Source organism: Duganella rhizosphaerae (assembly GCF_040364205.1).
GTDB classification, from domain to species: Bacteria; Pseudomonadota; Gammaproteobacteria; order Burkholderiales; family Burkholderiaceae_D; genus Rugamonas; species Rugamonas rhizosphaerae.
This window is the reverse complement of record NZ_BPWK01000001.1, coordinates 455525-476414: the sequence shown is the minus strand read 5'-3', so window position 1 is coordinate 476414 and position 20890 is coordinate 455525. Positions and strand designations below refer to the sequence as shown.

The following is a 20890-nucleotide window of genomic DNA, read 5'->3' as shown; positions in this document are numbered from 1 at the left end:
TGCTTAAGACTTTGAGGCAAAAAAAGTCGCGCAAATGCTTATTTATTAAGCAGAATTGAGCAGTTGCTGCACTTTTGCTTCGTCCAGGAAGTAGTGGCACAGCTCGGGCTGGGACAGGTCGGCGTACAGCACCGGCACCAGTTCGTCGAAACGGCCCACCAGGGCGTCGTCGGCGTCGACGTCGATCACGTCCACGGTGATCGGGCGTTCCGGCGTTTGCAGGCGCATCAGGGCGTCCAGCATGTCCTGGCAGAGGTGGCAGTAGCTGCGGGAGTAGAGGGTGAAGTGCATGGTATGCGGGAGCCGCTCGCCCCGCACTGCGGCGACCTGGGGTCTGACCCCGTACGGGGTCAGACCCCGACCTGTGCGAGGTACTGCGCGGCTCAATCTGCCTTTACTTGGCGCTAGGACGCACGGAAACGAACTGCGTGACGTCGCCGCGGCGCACCAGCAGCACCGAAGCCTTCTTGGCGTCGAGCTTGGCCACGGCCGCGTTGAACTGCTTGGCGTCCTTGATTTCGACGTTATTCAATTGCAGCAGCACGTCGCCCTCCAGCACGCCGGCGCGGCCGGCCACGCCCTCGGCCGAATCCACCACCACGCCGCCGTCGACGCCCAGGTCCTTCTTCTGCTCGGCCGTCAGGTCGCTGACCTTCAAGCCCAGCGCGTTGGCCTTGACCACCGCTTCCGGCTCGGCGCCGCTCCCCTTGCCCTTGCCTTTGCCGGCCTTGGCGGTCTTGTCCGCTTCCAGCTCGGCCACGGTCACCGGCAGGTCCAGCTGCTGGCCCTTGCGCCACACCGTCACGGTGGCCTTGCTGGCCAGCGCGGTGCCGCCCACCAGGCGCGGCAGGTCGGACGAGCGGTTCACCGGCACGCCGTTGAACTTGAGGATGATGTCGCCCGCCTTGATGCCGGCCTTGTCGGCTGGACCGCCCGGCTCCACCAGCGACACTTCGGCGCCCTGCGCGCTCTTCAGGCCCAGCGATTCAGCCACTTCCTTGCTGACTTCGCCGATCTGCACGCCGATGCGGCCGCGCGTGACCTTGCCGTTCTTCTTCAGCTGCTCCGACACGCGGATCGCCTCGTCGATCGGCACGGCGAAGGAAATGCCGTTGTAGCCTCCCGACAGCGTGGCGATCTGCGAATTGATGCCGATCACCTCGCCGCGCATATTGATCAGCGGGCCGCCCGAGTTGCCGGGATTGACCGCGACGTCGCTCTGGATCAGCGCCAGGTAGTCGCCGGTGTCGCGCTGCTTGGCCGAGATGATGCCGGCGGTGACGGTGTTTTCCAGGTTGAACGGCGAGCCGATCGCAATCACCCATTCGCCGACCCGGATCTTGTCCGAATCGCCCATGAGCAGGAAGGGCAGCTTGTCGCCCTCGATCTTCAGCACGGCGACGTCGGTGCGGGCGTCGGCGCCCAGCACCTTGGCCTTGAACTCGCGCTTGTCGGTCAGCGTGACGAACACTTCGTCGGCGCCGTCGACCACGTGGGCATTGGTCATCACGTAGCCGTCGGCCGACAGGATGAAGCCGGAACCGACGCCGCGCTGGACGGGTTCGTCGGACGGCGCCTGGCGGCGGCCGCGCGGCGCGCTCTTGCCGCCGGGATTGCCCGGCTGCGGCAAGGCGCCGCCAAAGAAGCGGCGCAGGAATTCCTGCATTTCCTCTTCGCCCGGCTGGCCGTCGGCGTTGCCGCGGCTGCCCAGCTTGAGACGTTCGGTGGTGCGGATATTGACCACCGCCGGACCGACGCGGTCGACCAGGTCGGCGAAGTCCGGCAGGCCGATGACGGCGCCGGTGACCGGCGCGGCGGCCGTTGCCGGGGCCAGGCCGAATACGGCCGGAGACATCCATACGCTTGCGCTGACCAGCAGCGCAGAAAGAGTTTTACTACCAGCAGAGAAATTATTTTTCATGGAAAGTATCGGTCTCTATAAAGTTCTGGAACGCACGTACCCCTCGGGCAAGTTGCGCGAGGCTAAGGCTAGCGTATGGTAAGCGAAAAGTCGCCCGATGGTGCGTTCGCTGATGTTAAAAGCGTATGCGCTTCAAGGCAAGATGACGTCGGCCGGCGACTCGGCCGAATCCGGCGCCACGGCATCGGCCGCACGGCCCGCCGGCGCGGCTTCGGGGACGTAGGCAGGCTCGGCTGCCAGACGGGCCGCCAGCGAGGCGCTGAAGCCGTCGCTCAGCTCGCCTTTGGCCTGGTCGCGCAGCACGTCGCCGGTCAGATGGTAGGCGCGCCAGGCGGCCTGCCCTTCCGCCGTGTCCAGCGCCGCCAGGGCCAGTTCGCGCTCGCTGTCCGCCAACTCGCCGTCGGCCAGCGCCGAGATGTTTTCGTGCAGTCTTTTCTGGGTATCCATCGCGTTTCCCGCCATGTCAAAACAAGTCCGCCACGCCAGCCGCAGGCGCATTGCTAGACGCCAATAACAATTGCAATTGCTATCATTCGCCGCTTACCAGCGCTTGTCAACCGGCAAATCCAGCAACGGCCTCAATTTCTCGGCGATGACTTCGCGGGCGCGGAAAATGCGACTACGCACTGTGCCGATCGGACAGGCCATGATGTCGGAAATTTCCTCATAGCTCAGTCCCTCGATCTCGCGCAAGGCGATCGCGGTGCGTAAATCCACGGGCAAGGCATCCATCGCCGCGTTGACGGTTTGGGCGATCTGCTTGCTCGCCAGCATGGATTCCGGCGTATTGATGTCGCGCAAATGCTCGCCATCGTTAAAGGCTTCGGCTTGTTCGGCGTCGGCTTCGGTCGACGTGGGCGTGCGGCGCCCTTGCGTCGCCAGAAAATTCTTGGCGGTGTTGATGCCGATGCGGTACAGCCAAGTATAGAAGGCCGAGTCGCCGCGGAAATGCCGCAGCGCGCGATAGGCCTTGATAAATGTCTCCTGCACCACATCCTCGGCTTCGGCCGGATCATGGACGATACGCGACAGCAGGCGCATCAGCCGGCGTTGGTACTTCGCCACCAGCAGATCAAACGCCTGCTTGTCACCATCCCGTACCCGGTCCACCAGCACCTGGTCGCACTCACGTTCTGTCGTCACTCCTGCATTCCTCGGTGGCATGCAGCGTGGCCGAATAATATAGCCATATGCTATAGAGTTAGCCCGCTGCAAGAAGTTCACAGTGTTCGCGTTTTTATTTCAGTTCGTGCGGCGATGGCCCGGCAAGCCAGCGACAAGGCGCGCCAATCGGCGCGCGTCACGCTGTCGGGCAACACCGTCACCAGCTGCACATCGCCGCCGTCGCTGCCCAGCCGCAATAGCAGCAAGCCCGGCCAAACGGTCGAACCCTCCAGCAGGCGCAGCGCCATCCCCGTCTCCCGGTATACCGTCAGCCGCAACTGGCCGACAGCGGAAATATCAAGCTGACGTGCAAAACGATACGGACGTCCCTGCCACAGGCCGAATAACCCGGCCAGCACGCAACACATCGTCGCGCACCAGCCGGGACACGCGGCGGCCGACGCCATCGCGCAGCAACACGCGCCGGCATGCAGCAGCCGCAAGCCGGACGAGGGGCGAATGATGACGGAAACCGCAATCGACATGACGGCAGCATGCGTTCAACAACGGTTCAACAAAATAGGGAATTACATTCGGAAGCGCCGGCCGCGAAGGCCGGGCAATTCTGGCGCCGGCGAATGCCGGCGCCGAATCCACGCTCACCCTGTTTTGACAGGGATCGCGGGGATTAGTTCAACGCGGGGTCGAACTTTTTACGGACTTTAGATCTTGCCGAACACCAGGCTGCCGTTGGTGCCGCCGAAGCCGAACGAGTTCTTGACTGCATACTCGATCTTCATCGGACGGGCCACATTGGCGCAGAAGTCCAGGTCGCAAGCAGGGTCCTGGTTGAAGATGTTGATGGTCGGAGGCGACACCTGATGGTGGACCGCCAGTACCGTAAACACCGCTTCCAGGCCGCCGGCGCCGCCCAACAGGTGACCGGTCATCGACTTGGTCGAATTGATCACCATGTTCTTGGCGTGCGCGCCGAAGGTGCGCTTGATGCCCTGCACTTCCGCCACGTCGCCTTGCGGGGTCGACGTGCCGTGGGCGTTCAGGTAGTGCACCTGGTCCGGATTGATGCCGGCGTTGGCCAGCGCTGCAATCACGGACTTGCTGCCGCCGCTGCCATCTTCCAATGGCGAGGTCATGTGATAAGCGTCGGCGCTCATCCCGAACCCCAGCAGTTCAGCGTAGATCTTGGCGCCGCGGGCCTTGGCGTGTTCATACTCTTCGAGCACCATCACGCCGGCGCCTTCGCCCAGCACGAAACCGTCGCGGTCCATGTCCCAGGGGCGGGACGCGGTCGCTGGATCGTCGTTGCGGGTCGACAGCGCGCGGGCCGAGGCGAAACCGCCCAGACCCAGTGGCGACACGGTCGATTCCGCGCCGCCGGCCACCATGACGTCGGCGTCGCCGTACTCAATCATGCGGGCAGCCGCGCCGATGCAGTGCAGGCCGGTGGTGCAGGCCGTGACGATCGACAGGTTAGGACCACGCATGCCGTACTTGATCGACAGGTTGCCCGAGATCATGTTGATGATCGAGGCAGGCACGAAGAACGGCGAGATACGGCGCGGACCGCGCTTGTCGTACTCTTCCTTGGTTTCTTCGATCAGCGGCAGGCCGCCGATACCGGAACCGATGATGACGCCGATGCGATCGGCGTTCTCTTCGGTGACGACGATGCCGGAGTCTTGCACCGACTGCATGCCGGCCGCCATGCCGTAATGGATAAAGGTATCCATGTGGCGCGCTTCCTTGGCGGGGATGTAATCCTCGATATTGAAGCCTTTGACTTCACCGGCGAACTTGGTGGTGAAAGCTTGCGCATCAAACTTGGTGATGTTGGCAATCCCGGATTTACCCTCGGTGATCGCGGCCCACGATTCGGCAACGGTGTTGCCGACCGGAGTCACGGCACCCAGGCCGGTGATGACAACACGACGGTTTTTAGAACCTCTCAAGCGATTCTCCTAAAGTCGATCGGGCAGAAATTACGCCTTGACGTGGGCGGTAGCGTAGTCGATCGCTTGCTGCACGGTGGTGATCTTTTCTGCTTGTTCGTCAGGGATTTCCATTTCGAATTCGTCTTCCAGGGCCATCACCAGTTCCACGGTGTCCAGGGAGTCAGCGCCGAGGTCGTCGACGAACGAGGATTCGATCTTGATGTCTGCTTCGGCGACGCCCAGTTGCTCAGCGACGATTTTCTTAACGCGTTGTTCGATATCCGACATGTTATGGCTCCATTTTGTTTGTTACGGAAAGCGCGCATTTTATCAGGTTTGCGCACTGAAAAACTAATTTCGGTAGCTGCTGCGTATTTGCCGACAACTAATCCGAAATCACTGCTAAAAGACGAGAACCGGTGGATTTTACGCCACCGGAACACATCAATTCATGTACATCCCGCCGTTCACGTGCAGGGTGGTACCGGTAATATACGCCGCTTGCGGCGACGCCAGGAAGGCCACGGCGGCGGCGATATCCTCGGGCTTGCCCAGGCGCGCCAGCGGAATCTGCGTCAGCAAGGCGGCGTGCTGCTCTTCGCCCAGGCCCTTGGTCATGTCGGTGTCGATGAAGCCCGGCGCCACGCTGTTGACGGTGATGTTGCGGCTGCCGATCTCGCGCGCCAGCGCGCGGCCCATGCCCTCGACGCCGGCCTTGGCGGCGGCGTAGTTCATCTGGCCCGGATTGCCGGAGGACGCCACCACCGAAGTGATGTTGATGATACGCCCGGTCTTGGCCTTCATCATGCCGCGCAGCACGGCGCGCGACAGGCGGCCGACCGAGCTCAGGTTGGTGGCGATGACGCTGTCCCACTCCTCGTCCTTCATGCGCATGGCCAGCTGGTCCTGGGTGATGCCGGCGTTGTTGACCAGGATGCCGACGGCGCCCCAGGTCTTGCCGATCTCGTCGATGACGGCGGCGCAGCGCTCGGCGTCGGTGACGTTGAGGACCATGCCCTTGCCTGCTTCCGCGCCGAACTCGGCCAGGTAGGCCGAGATCGCTTCAGCACCGGCTTCGGTGGTGGCGGTGCCGATCACGCGGGCGCCTTGACGCGCCAGCTCCTGGGCAATGGCCTTGCCGATGCCGCGCGATGCGCCCGTTACCAGGGCAATTTGATTTGCTAAATTCATTTGTATCCTTAAACGTTTAGGGAGTGTGCCTGAAAACCCGGCCGCTTATTTAAGCAGGGTCAACACGCGTTCCAGCGAAGCTTGGTCGGTGATGGCGTCGCCGACCAGGGTGGCGTCGATGCGCTTGGTCAAGCCCATCAGCACCTTGCCTGGACCGCACTCGACCACTTGCGTGATGCCTTCGGCGGCGACCTTCTGCATGGTCTCGACCCAGCGCACCGGCGCGGCGGCCTGGCGCACCAGCGCATCCTTGATGCTGGCCGGATCGCTCAGCACGGCGACGTCGACGTTGTTGATCAGCGCGATCTGCGGCGCCGAGAAAGTCAGCTCGGCCATGTAGTCGCGCAGGCGGTCCGACGCCGGCTTCAGCAGCGACGAGTGGAACGGCGCCGACACCGGCAGCTTCATGGCGCGCTTGGCGCCCTTGGCCTTGGCGATCTCGCAGGCGCGCTCGACAGCGATGGTGTCGCCGGCGATCACCACTTGCAGCGGTGCGTTGAAGTTGACGGCTTCGACCACGGCGCCGGGCACGGCGGCGGCGGCTTCGGCGCAGGAGGCGCGGACGTCGTCGTCCGACAGGCCCAGCACGACGGCCATGGTGCCCATGCCGACCGGCACGGCTTCCTGCATCGCCTGCGCGCGGAAGCGCACCAGCGGCACCGCATCCTTGAACGAGATCACACCGGCAGCCACCAGCGCCGAGTATTCACCCAGGCTGTGGCCGGCAACGATGGACGGCAGCGGGCCGCCGGCGGCGATCCACGCGCGGTAGACGGCGACCGCGGCGGTCAGCATGATCGGCTGGGTGCTGGTGGTCAGGTCCATCTCTTCCTTCGGACCTTCGGCCATCAGCTTGCCCAGGTCGAACTGCAGAGCGTCGGATGCTTCGGCGATGGTCTGTGCCACCACCGGATTGCCGGCGAAGCCGTCCATCATCGCGATCGCTTGCGAACCCTGGCCTGGAAATACAAAAGCAAATTTAGTCATACTTCATCCATCTCATTTTTATTGAACGCTACGCTAGCATGCCATCGTGACAGGCTTGCTACCGACGAGTCCGTTAGAACTCTAATTCTAATTCAGACGCTTAAAACCGCGCCAAAACCGCGCCCCAGGTAAATCCTCCGCCCACGCCTTCCATCATGATGTGCTGGCCTTTCTTGATGCGGCCATCGCGCACGGCGACGTCCAGCGCCAGCGGGATCGAAGCGGCCGAGGTATTGCCGTGCTGGTCGACGGTGACGACCATCTTCTCGGCAGGCAGGCCCAGCTTCTTGGCGGTGCTGTTCATGATGCGGATATTGGCCTGGTGCGGAATCAGCCAGTCGATCTGGTCGGCGGTCATATTGGCCTTGTCCAGCGCTTCGTGCGCGACTTTTTCCAGCACCGACACGGCCAGCTTGAACACCGCGGGACCGTCCATGTACAGGAAGGCGCTGCCGGCAACCGCGCCGCCATCGACCGAACCCGGCACGCTGAGGATGTCCGAATGACGGCCGTCCGCGTGCAGCTTGGTGGCCAGGATGCCCGGCTCTTCCGATGCGCTCAGCACGATGGCGCCGGCGCCGTCGCCGAACAGCACGCAGGTGGTGCGGTCGTCGAAATTGAGGATGCGCGAGAACACTTCGGCGCCGATCACCAGCACGTTCTTGTGCACGCCGGCGCGGATGAAGGCGTCGGCGGTGGAGACGGCGTAGACGAAGCCGCTGCACACGGCTTGCACGTCGACCGCCGCGCCGTTGTTGGTGATGCCCAGTTTTTTCTGCACGATGCAGGCGGTGCTGGGGAAGCTGCCGAAGAAGTCCGGCGTCGAGCTGGCCAGCACGATGAGGTCGATGTCGTTCGGCTCCAGGCCGGCCATCTCCAGCGCCTTCTTGGCGGCGTTGACCGCCAGGTCCGACGACTTCTGCTCAGGCTCGGCGAAGTGGCGCGCCGAAATACCGCTGCGGCTGACGATCCACTCGTCCGAAGTCTCGATGCCTTTGGCGGCGAGTTGATCAGCCAGATCCTGGTTGCTCACCCGCTTTTCCGGCAGATAGCTGCCGGTGCCTATAATTTTGCTGTACAAAGTCATGCCGTCTACCGTCCACTAAATAGTTGAGCCAGGTACTTCCGGAATTTCAGTGTTGCGTGGCATGAGCTCGGCAATCATTTCCGAGATATGTCCCAACACATCATTTTTTGCAGCATCATACGCTCGTCGGATCGCCCATTCAAATGAATAGGCATCGGCGCCGCCGTGACTCTTGAACACCAGGCCGCGCAGTCCCAGCAGGCTGGCGCCGTTATGGCGCGATGGCTGGAAGCGGTCTTTGACCGCCTTCAGCGCGCCGCCACCGAGCAAGCCGCCCAGCATGGTCAACAGGTTGCGCTTGAATTCGGTGCGCAGCGTGTCGCCGAAGAAGCGCGCCACGCCCTCCACCGCCTTCAGCGTGACGTTGCCGACAAAGCCGTCGCACACCACGATGTCGGTGGTGCCCTTGAAGATGTCGTTGCCCTCGACGTTGCCGTGGAAGTTCAGCGCGCCACGCTCGTGGTCGGCCTGCAGCAGCTTGCTGGTGGCCTTGACCACTTCGTTGCCCTTGATGTCCTCGGTGCCGACGTTCAGCAGGCCGATGGTCGGGCGGTCGATTTTTTCCATGGCCGCGACCAGCACCGAACCCATGATGGCGAACTGGTGCAGGTGATGCGGTTCGCAATCGACGTTGGCGCCCAGGTCCAGCATATAGGTCGGGCCATTTTTCTGGTTCGGCATGATGCCGCAGATGGCGGGACGGTCGACGCCGGTCATGGTCTTGAGCACGTAGCGCGAGACCGCCATCAGCGCGCCGGTATTGCCGGCCGAGACGCAGGCCTGGGCCTTGCCGTCCTTGACTTGCTCGATAGCGACGCGCATCGACGAATCCTTCTTGCGGCGCAGGGCCACTTCGAGCGGATCGTCCATGGTGACTTGTTCGGAGGCGTGTTGCACGGTGATGCGCGGATGCGCGTCGGCGTGCTGCTTTTTCAGTTCCGCGCGGATGACGTCTTCCAAACCGACCAAAATCAGTTCAGCATCAGGTTCGCGTTTAACGAAGGAAATAGCTGCGGGGATGGTGACCGAGGGGCCGTGATCTCCGCCCATGCAGTCGATAGAAATTTTGATTGTCATTTGTTTTGATTCAGTACCACGCTCCAGCCTTTACGAGGCAAGCTGCGGCAAGCTGCGGACCAATCAGTTCCAGGTCTACGCGTTTCAAAATGACGGTGTGCAAAAGAGGATTGCAGCCGATGATAAAGAAAAAGCGATGCTGCGCGAGTTATCCACGTAGCACCGCCTATTTCCAGGTCCAGCAAAAGCGTCGATTACTCGTCGTTTTTGGTTTTCAGGACTTTACGACCACGGTAGAAGCCGTTAGGGCTGATGTGGTGACGCAGGTGGGTTTCACCGGTGGTTGGCTCGATACCCAGTTGTGGAGCAACCAGGAAATCGTGCGAACGGTGCATACCGCGCTTCGAAGGGGACTTCTTGTTCTGTTGAACTGCCATGTTAATGACTCCTAATACATAAGTTCTAAAATTTTAACACATTCGACCAGCAAATACATGCGAATCGAGTATCCTGCCGGCAAAACTTAACCGGCATAGTTAAACTGAGATTTACTACATTTCACTGCTGACTTGCCATACTCGATTTACTACACGCGTTTGACACGTTCTTTACAACACTACTTATTCGGATTTGAGGCCCTTGAGGGCGTCGAACGGCGACAACTTTTCGCTTTTTGCCTTTTCCAGCAGAGCGGAATCGGGGCAGACATCATGTTTCGGCGTATGCGGCAGGGCCAGCAGCGCTTCGTCTTCCACCAAGTCCATCAGCTCCATGCTGCGGCTGCCGACGATCACATCGATCGTCTCGTCGTTGAGCATTTCTTCGATCTCGTCAGCCTGCTGATCGTCTTTGCCCAGCATCAGCACCGTTTCGGCGTCGATGGTGTGCGCGTAAGGCGTCAGGCAGCGCTGGCAGACCAGTTGCACGGTGCCGGCAACCGACAGCGTCATCTGCGGGAAGCCCATCTTGCTGGTGCCCCCTACTGCTTTCCAGGTGATCGTGCCCGACGTATCGGCGCAATCCTTGGTCAAACGGGTCATTTCGGCAACAGGCGTCGTGCCGTGCTGGCTGCCCTTGCTCCGACAAAAATCAAAGGCGTCGATCACAATAGCATTCATTACAGAAATTTCCCCGGAAAACCTGCGATAATAACAGGGTTTTCATCGTCAAGTCAAAGCCTTAGCGTATTTTTCGTTCTTTTTGTGCCGCTGGCACGTCCGGCGACAGAGCATATAACATTCCCCACATGACATCAAGTTTACTCGTACTCGCCTCCAGCTCCGCCTACCGCAAGGAACTCTTATCACGGCTGCAACTGCCGTTCGACGTGGCGGTGCCGGACATCGACGAAAGCCCCCTGCCCGGCGAGACGCCCAGCGCCACCGCGCTGCGCCTGGCGCGCGAGAAAGCCGCCGCAGTGGCCGCCAAAATGCCCGGCCACATCGTCATCGGCTCCGACCAGGTCGCCACGCTGGACGATGAGCAGATCGGCAAGCCGGGCAACCACGCCAACGCGCTGGCCCAGCTGCAAAAAATGCGCGGCCGCGAGGTGATCTTCCACACCGCGCTGTGCGTGTGGGATGGCCGCGACCAGAGCTTCCAATTGGAAGACATCCAGACCGTCGTCAAGTTCCGCGACCTGCCCGACGCCGAGCTGGACGCCTACCTGCGCATCGAGCAGCCCTACGACTGCGCCGGCAGCGCCAAGAACGAGGCGCTCGGCATCGCCATCCTGGAACGCATCGACAGCAGCGACCCGAGCGCCCTCACCGGCTTGCCTTTGATCGCGCTGACAGGCATGCTGCGCAAGATAGGCGTTTCCTTTTTTAATCTTTGACTGTTTTTATGCCCGGCACCCTCTTTTTAATACCGAACACCCTGGGCGAGACTGAAGCGCTCGCCTCCGTGCTGCCCGAACAGGTGCAGCAGATCACCTCGCAGCTCGACTATTTCGTCGCCGAGAACGCCAAAACCGCGCGCGCCTTCCTCAAGCTGGTCAACGCCCGGCATCCGCTGGCCAGGCCGCTGCAGGAAATCACCATCTCCGAACTGAACGTCAACACCCCGGCGACCGCGCTGGCGGGCCTGCTGGCGCCGCTGCTGGCCGGACGCGATGGCGGCCTGGTGTCGGAAGCCGGCGTGCCGGCGGTGGCCGATCCCGGCGCCGACCTGGTGCGGCTGGCGCATCAGCACAATATTCCGGTGCGGCCGCTGGTGGGGCCGTCGTCGCTGCTGCTGGCCGTCATGGCGAGCGGGCTGAACGGCCAGAGCTTCGCCTTCAACGGCTACCTGCCGACCGACGCCGCGCAGCGCGCCATCCGCATCAAGGAATTGGAGCTGCGCTCGCGCAAGGAAAAGCAGACGCAGCTGTTCATCGAAACGCCCTACCGCAACGCCGCCATGCTGGAGGCGCTGATCGCGGCCTGCGCGCCGGGCACGCTGGTGTGCGTGGCGACCGACCTCAGCCTGCCGTCGGAAACCATCCGCACCATGAGCGCGTCGCAATGGAAAAACGCGAAGGCGCCGGACTTCCACAAGAAGCCGACCGTGTTCCTGCTGCTGGGGCAGTAACCAACGTCATGCCCGCGCAGGCGGGCATCCATGCTGAGTCAGCTGCGGATGCGATGTATGGATTCCCGCCTGCGCGGGAATGACGCCTAGACGCTGCGGGTGTAGTCGGTCACCCACTCGATCGCCGCTAGCTGGATCGCGTACAGCTCGGCCGGGGTCAGCTCCAGCTGGTGCAGCATCTGCGCCAGCTGCTTGCCGTCGCGGTTGCGCTCGATGTGCTCGATCAGGCTGAGCATGCTGCCGTAATCGCCGCTGCGGTGCAGCAGCGCGGCGCGCACCTCGTCGAGCACGTTGACGCTTTCCAGCACGTCGCGCATGTGGATGGAGAACAGCGTGTCCATCAGCGACATCACCCCCACCGTGAAGCCGATGTCGGCGCTGACGCGCTGCCCCGGCCGCAAATGCTCGACCATCAGCTCCAGCGTCTTGCCGCGCGTGGTGGCCAGTTGCAGCAGGGGCGAGGTGAATTCCTGCGCGCCGCCGTTCTTCACATACAGCAGGATCTGCAGCCAGCGCTTGAGCTGGCGCCGTCCCAGCACCATCAGCGCATGGCCGACCGAGTTGATGCGGTAGCGCGCGCCGACCGCCGGCGTGTTCACCAACCGCAGCAGATTCAGCGTGATCAGCGCGTCGTGCTTGACGCTGCGCTCGATCTCGTGACTGCTGGCGTCGGTGTTGAGCAGGTCCAGCAGGTGCAGCACGCTGCGCTGCGACGGCGAAATCTTCTTGCCGCTGAGGATGACGGGGCGCGCGAAATAATAGCCCTGGAAATATTCGAAGCCCAGCTCCATGCATTGCTGGAACTCCTCCATCGTCTCGACCTTCTCGGCCAGCAGCTTTTGCCTGGGGTTCTTCAGCACGCGCGTCAGCGCCGGCAAGGTGCCGGGCTGCATTTCCTTGATGTCGACCTTGATGACGTCGCACAGCGGCTGGAATTTCTGCACGTCCTCGGACTGGCCGATCACGTCGTCCAGCGCGAACTTGAAGCCGGCCTGCTTCAGCTCGCGGATGCGGTCGAGGATTTCCGGCGTGGCTTTGACGGTCTCCAGGATTTCCAGGATGACCTTGTCGTTCGGCAGAAAACGGATGAAGTCGCTCATCAGGCCGATGGCATCGACGTTGACGAAGGCCATCTGGTCGCCCACCACGTGCTCCATGCCCAGCTCGGAAGCGTGGGCGATCACAGTGGCGGTGGCCTCGGCGTCGTCGGTGACATAGGCTTCGTTGCGGACACGGGCATCGCGAAAGAGCAGCTCGTATGCCACCAGCCGCTGTCCCCGGTTGAGGATGGGCTGGCGCGCAAGAAAGAAATTATCGGCGAGCTTGGACGGCATGGTGGACGGCGCGATCATCATGGGAAACTCCCAATCTGCAATCTGCTTTGATTCGGTTTGCCGTCTCAAGCGGCACTCCGCTAATTACGAGACTATACCTGCCTATACCGTCCTGACAATATTTTTCTAACGCGTAACTGGCCGGCGCACCGCATTGTTGCGCGTAGCCGTCGGTTTGCCGCTCTCCAGCGTGTAGCGGGCGCCGGAATCCTTGCCCAGCACCTTGACCAGGTAGGGCATGACTTCCTTCAGCGTCGGCTCCAGCGTGTACGGCGGGTTCAGGATGAACATGCCGCTGCTGTGCAAACCGAAGCCGTCGGGCATCGGCGTGTTGGTGGTCAGCACGACGTTGAGCCAGTCGCTGCACGGCAGCTGCTTGAGCTTGTCGGCGAACTGGCGCGACTCCATGCGCTGCAGCAGCGGATACCAGACCGCATAGGTGCCGGTCGGGAAGCGCACCAGCGCTTCGGCCAGCGTGTCCTTGACCTTTTTGTAGTCCTGCTTGTCTTCATACGGCGGATCGATCAGCACCAGCGCGCGGCGCGACGGCGGCGGCAGCAGCGCCTTCAGCGCCTGGAAGCCGTCGCCGCGGGTGACCAGCACGCGCTTGCCGCGCGTGGTCGGACGGATGCCCTGCTGCGCGGCGTGCTCGTCGAGCTTGCGGAAGTTATCGGCCAGCAGCTTGGAATCGGCCGGGTGCAGTTCGAACAGGCGCAGGCGGTCTTGCTCGCGGGCGACCTGGTCGGCGATATAGGGCGAACCGGGGTAGTAGCGCATCTTGCCGCTCGGGTTCATGGCGCGCACCAGGTCGACGTATTCCTTGAGCGCGGCCGGCATGTCGGTGCGCTCCCACAGCGGGCCGATGCCGGTGTCGTACTCGGCATTCTTGGAGGCGAAGGTGCCGTCGAGCGCATAGACGCCGGCGCCGGAATGGGTGTCGATATAGCTGTAGGCGGTATCTTTCTGATTCAGATACTGCATCAACTGGATGGTCACGAAATGCTTCAACACATCGGCGTGATTACCCGCGTGAAAACCGTGGCGGTAACTCAACATAAGCTTGGTACTTCCTAAATAAGATGGTGCGGAACAATCCGGCATTATCCACTAGAAAGCGCCGCCCGCCAAAAAAGCGCCCATATGGTTTGCGTCAAAGCGCGAACCAGCCTGGTGACTAAGATGGAACAGCCGGGCTGCATCCGCAGGCGCGGCGTACTTTCATGGAGGAGATTATGGCTTTCAACAACATAGGTCCGCTCGTCTATCTGGCGCCGGGACAGACGGCGTACTGGAGCTACAGCTACCCCAAAGACCATGGCACGCAGTTCGCCTCGGCCGACGTCAAGGCGCCCAACCTGGGCGCGGTCCACATGGCGGACCAGCAAAGCAAGCGCAAGGAAAACAATGGCAACGCCACCTACTTCGTCCAGATCCACAACAAAGGCATAGGCGGCGCCTTCCACAACTTGCAAGGCGGAGGCATGATATGAAAATGACGATCATCACTGACGACCAGAACAACATCCTGGGCGCGGTCCAGGGTCACTCGCTGACCGACAATCAGGGCGGCGTGGAAGCCAGCGTCTCGTTCGCCCCCGGCCACACCACCCACATGCTGGAGGTTGACGACGACCTGGGCACCATCAACGACATCGACGACTTCCAGGGCCGCCTGAAACAACACCTGGACCAGCACCTGGCCGGCAAGCCCTGAGGAAAAAACGCGGCGCCGGCAGGCCTCGTCCAGCCCGCGCCGCGTCTGCCGACTCAGGCAACCTTCTTGTCGAAGAATTGCTCGTCCTCGGTCGAGCCGTGCAGCGCGGTGGTCGACGACTGGCCGTTCTGGATGCACTGGGTCACCGCATCGAAGTAGCCGGTGCCGACTTCGCGCTGGTGCTTGACGGCCGTGAAGCCCTTCTCGGCCGCGGCGAACTCCGCTTCCTGCAATTCCACGAAGGCCGACATCTGGCGCCGCGCATAGCCGTGCGCCAGGTTGAACATGCCGTAGTTCAGCGCGTGGAAGCCGGCCAGCGTGATGAACTGGAACTTGTAGCCCATGGCGCCCAGTTCCCGCTGGAACCGGGCGATGGTGGCGTCGTCCAGGTTTTTCTTCCAGTTGAACGAAGGCGAGCAATTGTAGGCCAGCATCTTGCCGGGGAAGCGGGCATGCACGGCCTCGGCGAATTGCTTGGCGAAGGCCAGGTCGGGCTTGCCTGTCTCGCACCAGACCAGGTCGGCGTACGGCGCATAGGCCAGCGCGCGCGAGATCGCCTGCTCCATGCCCGGCTTGACCTTGTAGAAGCCTTCCACCGTACGCTCGCCGGTACAGAAGGGCTTGTCGTTGTCGTCCACGTCCGAGGTCAGCAGGTCGGCCGCCTCGGCGTCGGTGCGGGCGATCACCAGGGTCGAAGTGCCCATGACGTCGGCCGCCAGCCGGGCCGCGGTCAGTTTCTCGATGGCTTCGCGCGACGGCACCAGCACCTTGCCGCCCATGTGGCCGCATTTCTTGACCGACGCCAACTGGTCTTCGAAGTGCACGCCGGCGGCGCCGGCTTCGATCATGGACTTCATCAGCTCGTAGGCGTTCAACACGCCGCCGAAGCCGGCTTCGGCATCGGCCACGATGGGCGCGAAGAAATCGATGTCGTCCTTGCCTTCCGACCATTGGATCTGGTCGGCGCGCTGGAAGGTGTTGTTGATGCGCTTGACCACCATCGGCACCGAGTTGGCCGGATACAGCGACTGGTCGGGGTACATTTCGCCGGCCAGGTTGGCGTCGCCGGCAACCTGCCAGCCGGACAGGTAAATCGCTTTCAGGCCGGCCTTGACTTGCTGCATGGCCTGGTTGCCGGTCAGCGCGCCGAGGGCGTTGACGTAAGGCTCGTTGTTGACCAGGTTCCACAGTTTTTCCGCGCCGCGCCTGGCCAGGGTGTGCTCGATCAGCAAGGAACCGCGCAAGCGCACCACATCTTCTGCGGTGTAAGTGCGGGTGACGCCCTTCCAGCGCGGGTTGCTGTCCCAGTCCTGTTGCAAGGCTGCGATTTGCTGTTCACGGGTTGTCATGGTGCTCTCCTATTTAAAAACGAAATCCGTTCATCAAATAGTAGACCTCTTTGCGCAATGCACCAATAGTCTTATATAAGACATATAACTAAATATTTTTCATTAAAAATCATACTGTTAGATATAATTTTCCATGATACGGAATGACATTTCTTGAAATGGAAGAGAAAAAGATATCCGCCAGTCATGCATTTCCGCGATGTGAAATGAATGCCTCGCCAGATGAAAAACACCCCGCAAGCCGCGCGGCTGACGGGGTGTCGATCAATGCGGTGTGGGGATCAGGCTTTGCGGCGGCGCGCGGCAACACCCAGCAGGCCGAGGCCGGCCAGCAGCATGCCGTAAGTTTCCGGCTCAGGAACGGCCACCACGGTGAAGTTGGTGGCGCCGAGGTAAGCACCGGTCATCGTCAGGTAGCTGATCGACGGCGTGTTTTCCAGGAAACCATGGAATTCACCCTGGTTCGTGCCACCATTGGTCGCGAAGGTCAAAGTGGTCGACTCGATCAAGTTAGAGTTCGCATCGTAGACTGCGATCGTTGCCGGGCCATAGTCCCGCGCGTAGTTGAAGAAAGCGCCCACACCGCTGACCGCCTGGGTGAACGTCAGCTTCATGGTGCTGCCCGTGTCGTTGGTGCCGGCCATCGGCATGCCGCTCCAGTAACCATTCACGGAAAAACCATAGCCACCGTCGTAGCCGAAGACCGAATAGTAATAAGCGCTGCTCCAGTCCACACCCGGCGCCAGATTCTGCGGACCGGAACCAAAGTAATTCGACACTGGCATCGTCAACACTGCACCGCCCGGCAGCGACGTCACCTGGGCAGCTTGGGCGGTTAGCCCGGCAAGAGCGCACAACACAGCTAATGTAAGTTTTTTCATGGAGGACTCCTGACAATTCTGCGCCTGGAATTGACGCATTGTAACTTTCACATGAAAACTTACTGTTGTCAATATTCTATTGCGAAAATACCACAAATATTTCCTTAACGTAAATATTTCCAGTTTCAGGCAAGCATTTGCTGCGCCACCAGAATCCCGTCGGCGTCGGCATAGATCCAGTCGCCGGGCTGCACCGGCACGCCTTGGATGTGGACGCGCACGTTGCGCTCGCCAACGCCCTTCTTGCCGCTCTTTTGCGGATGGGCAGCCAATGCGCGCACGCCGATTTCACAGGAATTGATCTCGTCGGTGTCGCGGATGCAGCCATCGACGAGGATGCCGGCCCAGCCATTGTCCTGGGCCAGCAGGCCCAGCTGGCCGCCGACCAGCGCGCGGCGCAGGCTGCCGCCGCCGTCGATCACCAGCACATTGCCGCCGCCCTGGGTTTCCAGCACCGACCGCACCAGCGCATTGTCCTCATGCACCTTGAGCGTGGTCACGCGGCCGGAAAAACGCCGTTGTTTGCCAAAGTGCAGGAACACCGGCGGCAGCACGGCCAGGCGGCCGTCCTCCAGCAGGTTGGCGTTGTCGTCGCATAAATCGGTGGTGGCAAAACTCATGGTGGTCTCGTGTGCGTTGGTTAAGATAGCAAGATTCTATGCTGTTTTGGGCACGCCCACCACGCGGGTCTTGCTGCCGACCCCGATCGCGGTCAGTATCACCAGCGCCTGGAACACGGCGATGCCGATGAATACGCCCGACGGATGGTTGGCGTCCATCAGCGCGCCGAACAGCAGCGGCCCCAGCGCCAGCCCGCTGTCCAGGCCGGAATACACGACGCCGAACACGCGGCCGGTTGCGTTGGCCGGCGCCACGCCGCGTATCAGCAAATCGCGCGACGGTCCCGAGATGCCGGTCACCAGGCCGATCAACCCCATCAATACCACCGCCAGCCAGGCCGGCACCACCGCGGCGGCCAGCACCAGCGCCAGCAGCGCCGCCGTGCCGAACGCCAGCATGATGATGCGGTCGTGATGGCGGCTGCCGGCGCCGAGGAAGCCGCCGTACAGCATGCCCACCGCCGAGGCCAGCATGTAGGCGGTGTAGGCCGTGGTGGCCCACGCCAGCGACATGCCGTACAAGCTCACCAGGCTGGTGGCCGCGAAGCTCTGGACGCCGGCCAGCGCCACCGCCGAGATCAGGAAGAAGGCAAAGCACATCCACACCACCTGCAGCCGCAGGAAGCCGAACGCGCTGGCCTGGCCGCCAGCCGCCGCCGCCGGCGCGGCGACCGGTTCCGGCCGCAGCGCGTGGCGGTTCCAGACCAGCAGCGCCAGCACCGCCAGCGGCAGCAGGGCCGCGCTCAGCAGCGCGGTGCGCCAGTCCGTGCGGGCCGCCACGAAGGTCAGGAACAGCGGCGACACCGCCCAGCCGATATTGCCGCTGATGCCGTGCACCGAAAAGCCGTGCGCCAGCCGCACCTTGGACACCCGCTGGTTCAGCAGCGTGTAGTCGGCCGGATGGAACACGCTGTTGCCGCAGCCGGCCAGGAAAGCCCCCAGCATCAGCTGCGCATAACTGTGCGCGCTGGACAGCATCAGCGCCGACAAGCCCAGCAGCGCGATACCGCTGAACAGCACCGTGCGCGCGCTGTAGCGGTCGACGACGAAGCCGGCCATCGCCTGGCCCACGCCGGAGACGGTGAAAAACACCGTCATCAGCAAGCCCAGCTCGGCATAGGAAAGATGGAATTCCGGCTTCAGCCACGGAATCAGCGCCGCCAGGATCACATGGTAAAAATGCGAAGTGCCATGCGCCAGCCCGACCAGGCCGATGACCCTGGCGTCCTGCCGCAGCAACGATGTGTCCTTCATGCCGCCTCCCCGTTTCAAAAAAAGAAAGCATAGTGTAAGCATTTGCCGCCCGGCCGATTTAAGATAGCAGGTCAACATTTGTCGAGAATCCGCCATGCCGATACCGGTCGTCACGCACACGCAATTCAACTGGCATTGCGACTTCCCCACCGCCGCCCGGCCGCTGACCATGTCCGGCCGCGACCTGCCGGCCGACGCCGTGCTGCTGCCGCACCACCATCCGTGGGGCCAGTTCACCTACGCGATGCAGGGCGTGATGCGGGTGACGGCCAACCACAGCAGCTGGATCGTGCCGCCGCAGCGCGCCATCTGGATCGCGCCGGACGTCGAGCACGCCATCACGGTGCTGGAGCCGACCCGGCTGCGGCCGCTGTGCGTGCACGCCAGCCGTTCGCCCTTCCCCGACGCCTGCAAGGTGGTCGAAGTATCCAGCCTGCTGCGCGAGCTGATGGCGGCGCTGGAGCAGCACGACCAGGGCGAGCAATCCGGCCGCGAGCAGCTGCTGGGCGAGATGATCCTCGACGAACTGCCGCGCTGCGCCGGCCAGGCGCTGCGCGTGCCGCTGCCGGACGACAAGCGCCTGAAAACCCTGTGCGACGCGCTGATCGCCGATCCCGGCGCCGAGCACACGCTGGAAGGCTGGGCCGGTCAGGTCGGCGCCTCCGAGCGCACGCTGACCCGCCTGTTCGAGCGCGAGCTGGGCATGAGCTTCAGCCAGTGGCGCCAGCAGGTGCGGCTGGCGCATGCGGCGCCGCTGATCGCGCGCGGCGTGCCGCTGTCGCAGGTGGCGGCGCAGCTGGGCTATGCCAGCCAATCGGCCTTTTCCGCCATGTTCAAGAAGACCTTTGGCAGCACGCCGACAGCTTTTTTCGCTGAAAAATAGATAAACGGTCAAGTTTTTGAAAAATGCACCGATAATGTTGTCTTGGACGAAAGTACGGTACATTAGTGGAAACTCAACAACTGGAAAAGCGGTATCGCATGACCGACGTGTCACTCTTCTCGAGCGAACAGATCGCAGCGCTGCTCGCCGCGCTGCCGGACCCGGCATTTATCCTGACGCGCAACGGCACCTACGCCGCCCTGTTCGGCGGCACCGACGCCCGCTACTATCACGACGGCAGCACCCTGGTCGGCAAGCGCATTCCCGATGTGCTGAACGCAGAGAAAGCCGCCTGGTTCCTGGCGCAGATCGCCGTCGCGCTGGCCAAGCGCGGCCTGCACGTGGTCGAATACCGGCTGGACCGCAAGGATGTGAAGGGTCTGGACAGCGACGGCCCGGAAGACACCATCTGGTTCGAAGGCCGGGTACAGGCGCTGGAATACCAGGTGCTGGGCGAGGACGCCGTGCTGTGGGTGGCCAGCAATATCACCGCCAGCAAGAAGCTGGAGGCGCTGCTGCGCATGCAGAGCGAGACCGACTCGCTGACCGGCCTGGCCAACCGCCGCAAGCTGATGCAGGCCCTCGGCGACACCCACGAACTGCACGCCCGCTACAAGACGCCTGCCTCGGTGCTGATCTTCGACATCGACCGCTTCAAGGACATCAACGACAAGTACGGCCACCTGAGCGGCGACAAGGCGATCCAGACCACGGCCGAGGTCTGCCGGCGCGAGCTGCGCAGCACCGATTTTCCAGCCCGGCTGGGCGGCGATGAGTTCGTGATCCTGATGCCGCACACCAGCTGGGCGCAGGCGGTGCCGATCGCCGAGCGGCTGCGGCTGCGCATCGCCGAACAGCTGCGGGAACTGGGCACGCTGGGCAGCGGCGCCACCATCAGCGGCGGCCTGAGCGAAATACTGCCCGGCGACACCTCAAGCGAGGAAGTGTTGAAACGGGCGGACGATGCGCTGTACCGCGCCAAACGCGACGGCCGCAATCGCATCGTCCACCACGGGGCTTAGCTG

Annotated in this window: 26 protein-coding genes; 7 read left to right on the top strand and 19 right to left on the bottom strand. The window is 62.5% G+C overall.

Annotated features, from left to right (window positions below):
- Positions 1–45: 45 nt before the first annotated feature.
- From RUGAMON1_RS02185 to plsX, 11 genes are all read right to left on the bottom strand, one after another.
- A complete protein-coding gene (locus tag RUGAMON1_RS02185; protein ID WP_445228941.1) occupies positions 46–291 on the bottom strand; it encodes a glutaredoxin family protein in 246 nt (81 codons plus the stop codon).
- A 103-nt stretch (positions 292–394) separates the two neighbouring features.
- Positions 395–1921, bottom strand: coding sequence for a Do family serine endopeptidase (locus RUGAMON1_RS02180; RefSeq protein ID WP_445228940.1), 1527 nt, complete (start codon positions 1919–1921; stop codon positions 395–397).
- 132 nt (positions 1922–2053) lie between these two features.
- The gene (locus RUGAMON1_RS02175; RefSeq protein WP_445228939.1) at positions 2054–2368 is read right to left on the bottom strand and encodes a sigma-E factor negative regulatory protein; all 315 of its coding nucleotides are present in this window, start codon (positions 2366–2368) and stop codon (positions 2054–2056) included.
- A gap of 93 nt (positions 2369–2461) precedes the next feature.
- Positions 2462–3085, bottom strand: a complete 624-nt coding sequence (gene rpoE / locus RUGAMON1_RS02170; protein ID WP_199538386.1) for an RNA polymerase sigma factor RpoE — start codon at positions 3083–3085, stop codon at positions 2462–2464.
- 56 nt (positions 3086–3141) lie between these two features.
- Positions 3142–3570, bottom strand: coding sequence for a protein YgfX (locus tag RUGAMON1_RS02165; protein WP_445228938.1), 429 nt, complete (start codon positions 3568–3570; stop codon positions 3142–3144).
- A 177-nt stretch (positions 3571–3747) separates the two neighbouring features.
- Complete coding sequence (gene fabF / locus RUGAMON1_RS02160; protein WP_445228937.1) at positions 3748–4995, bottom strand: beta-ketoacyl-ACP synthase II; 1248 nt, start codon at positions 4993–4995, stop codon at positions 3748–3750.
- 30 nt (positions 4996–5025) lie between these two features.
- The gene (acpP, locus tag RUGAMON1_RS02155; protein ID WP_008449912.1) at positions 5026–5265 is read right to left on the bottom strand and encodes an acyl carrier protein; all 240 of its coding nucleotides are present in this window, start codon (positions 5263–5265) and stop codon (positions 5026–5028) included.
- 156 nt (positions 5266–5421) lie between these two features.
- Positions 5422–6168 (bottom strand): 3-oxoacyl-ACP reductase FabG, encoded by a 747-nt coding sequence (gene fabG / locus RUGAMON1_RS02150; RefSeq protein ID WP_445228936.1) that lies wholly within the window; start codon positions 6166–6168, stop codon positions 5422–5424.
- Between the two features lie 45 nt (positions 6169–6213).
- Positions 6214–7155 (bottom strand): ACP S-malonyltransferase, encoded by a 942-nt coding sequence (gene fabD, locus RUGAMON1_RS02145; RefSeq protein WP_445228935.1) that lies wholly within the window; start codon positions 7153–7155, stop codon positions 6214–6216.
- Positions 7156–7255: 100 nt separating this feature from the next.
- Positions 7256–8242 carry a beta-ketoacyl-ACP synthase III gene (locus RUGAMON1_RS02140; RefSeq protein WP_332855860.1) on the bottom strand — a complete coding sequence of 329 codons (987 nt, stop codon included), beginning with the start codon at positions 8240–8242 and terminating at the stop codon, positions 7256–7258.
- A gap of 15 nt (positions 8243–8257) precedes the next feature.
- On the bottom strand, positions 8258–9319 hold the full coding sequence (plsX, locus tag RUGAMON1_RS02135) for a phosphate acyltransferase PlsX (RefSeq protein ID WP_445228934.1): 1062 nt from the start codon (positions 9317–9319) through the stop codon (positions 8258–8260).
- Here plsX and RUGAMON1_RS02130 point away from each other — a divergent pair.
- A complete protein-coding gene (locus RUGAMON1_RS02130; protein ID WP_445229256.1) occupies positions 9291–9479 on the top strand; it encodes a hypothetical protein in 189 nt (62 codons plus the stop codon). The two genes, plsX and RUGAMON1_RS02130, sit on opposite strands and share 29 nt — an antisense overlap.
- Before the next feature lie 34 nt (positions 9480–9513).
- Here RUGAMON1_RS02130 and rpmF read toward each other — a convergent pair whose 3' ends face one another.
- Both rpmF and RUGAMON1_RS02120 read right to left on the bottom strand, forming a co-directional pair.
- Entirely contained in the window at positions 9514–9696 is a 183-nt protein-coding gene (gene rpmF, locus RUGAMON1_RS02125) for a 50S ribosomal protein L32 (RefSeq protein ID WP_008449924.1), read from the bottom strand.
- Positions 9697–9879: 183 nt separating this feature from the next.
- Positions 9880–10377, bottom strand: coding sequence for a YceD family protein (locus tag RUGAMON1_RS02120; RefSeq protein ID WP_445228933.1), 498 nt, complete (start codon positions 10375–10377; stop codon positions 9880–9882).
- 128 nt (positions 10378–10505) lie between these two features.
- Between RUGAMON1_RS02120 and RUGAMON1_RS02115 the strand changes: the two genes are divergently transcribed.
- Both RUGAMON1_RS02115 and RUGAMON1_RS02110 read left to right on the top strand, forming a co-directional pair.
- Positions 10506–11096: a Maf family nucleotide pyrophosphatase gene (locus RUGAMON1_RS02115; RefSeq protein ID WP_445228932.1), complete on the top strand. Its 591-nt coding sequence runs from the start codon at positions 10506–10508 to the stop codon at positions 11094–11096.
- 8 nt (positions 11097–11104) lie between these two features.
- Positions 11105–11830: an SAM-dependent methyltransferase gene (locus RUGAMON1_RS02110; protein ID WP_445228931.1), complete on the top strand. Its 726-nt coding sequence runs from the start codon at positions 11105–11107 to the stop codon at positions 11828–11830.
- A gap of 86 nt (positions 11831–11916) precedes the next feature.
- Here the strand turns inward: RUGAMON1_RS02110 and RUGAMON1_RS02105 are convergent, their stop codons facing one another.
- Together RUGAMON1_RS02105 and RUGAMON1_RS02100 are read right to left on the bottom strand one after the other, a co-directional pair.
- Entirely contained in the window at positions 11917–13185 is a 1269-nt protein-coding gene (locus RUGAMON1_RS02105) for an EAL and HDOD domain-containing protein (protein ID WP_445228930.1), read from the bottom strand.
- A gap of 105 nt (positions 13186–13290) precedes the next feature.
- Positions 13291–14220 carry a 23S rRNA (adenine(2030)-N(6))-methyltransferase RlmJ gene (locus tag RUGAMON1_RS02100; protein ID WP_445228929.1) on the bottom strand — a complete coding sequence of 310 codons (930 nt, stop codon included), beginning with the start codon at positions 14218–14220 and terminating at the stop codon, positions 13291–13293.
- A gap of 176 nt (positions 14221–14396) precedes the next feature.
- Here RUGAMON1_RS02100 and RUGAMON1_RS02095 point away from each other — a divergent pair, with 176 nt between their 5' ends.
- Both RUGAMON1_RS02095 and RUGAMON1_RS02090 read left to right on the top strand, forming a co-directional pair.
- Entirely contained in the window at positions 14397–14654 is a 258-nt protein-coding gene (locus RUGAMON1_RS02095) for a hypothetical protein (protein WP_445228928.1), read from the top strand.
- Positions 14655–14656: 2 nt separating this feature from the next.
- Entirely contained in the window at positions 14657–14878 is a 222-nt protein-coding gene (locus tag RUGAMON1_RS02090; RefSeq protein WP_445228927.1) for a hypothetical protein, read from the top strand.
- A 53-nt stretch (positions 14879–14931) separates the two neighbouring features.
- On the opposite strand, the gene aceA is transcribed toward RUGAMON1_RS02090, so the two are convergent.
- The 4 genes from aceA to RUGAMON1_RS02070 form a co-directional block, all read right to left on the bottom strand.
- The gene (gene aceA / locus RUGAMON1_RS02085) at positions 14932–16227 is read right to left on the bottom strand and encodes an isocitrate lyase (RefSeq protein ID WP_445228926.1); all 1296 of its coding nucleotides are present in this window, start codon (positions 16225–16227) and stop codon (positions 14932–14934) included.
- Between the two features lie 281 nt (positions 16228–16508).
- Positions 16509–17108 carry a PEP-CTERM sorting domain-containing protein gene (locus RUGAMON1_RS02080; RefSeq protein WP_445228925.1) on the bottom strand — a complete coding sequence of 200 codons (600 nt, stop codon included), beginning with the start codon at positions 17106–17108 and terminating at the stop codon, positions 16509–16511.
- Between the two features lie 125 nt (positions 17109–17233).
- Positions 17234–17728 (bottom strand): ribonuclease E activity regulator RraA, encoded by a 495-nt coding sequence (rraA, locus tag RUGAMON1_RS02075; RefSeq protein ID WP_445228924.1) that lies wholly within the window; start codon positions 17726–17728, stop codon positions 17234–17236.
- 36 nt (positions 17729–17764) lie between these two features.
- Positions 17765–18982, bottom strand: a complete 1218-nt coding sequence (locus RUGAMON1_RS02070) for an MFS transporter (protein WP_445228923.1) — start codon at positions 18980–18982, stop codon at positions 17765–17767.
- A 94-nt stretch (positions 18983–19076) separates the two neighbouring features.
- Between RUGAMON1_RS02070 and RUGAMON1_RS02065 the strand changes: the two genes are divergently transcribed.
- Positions 19077–19865 (top strand): AraC family transcriptional regulator, encoded by a 789-nt coding sequence (locus tag RUGAMON1_RS02065; protein WP_445228922.1) that lies wholly within the window; start codon positions 19077–19079, stop codon positions 19863–19865.
- A gap of 98 nt (positions 19866–19963) precedes the next feature.
- Positions 19964–20887 (top strand): GGDEF domain-containing protein, encoded by a 924-nt coding sequence (locus tag RUGAMON1_RS02060; protein WP_445228921.1) that lies wholly within the window; start codon positions 19964–19966, stop codon positions 20885–20887.
- Positions 20888–20890 lie beyond the last annotated feature (3 nt).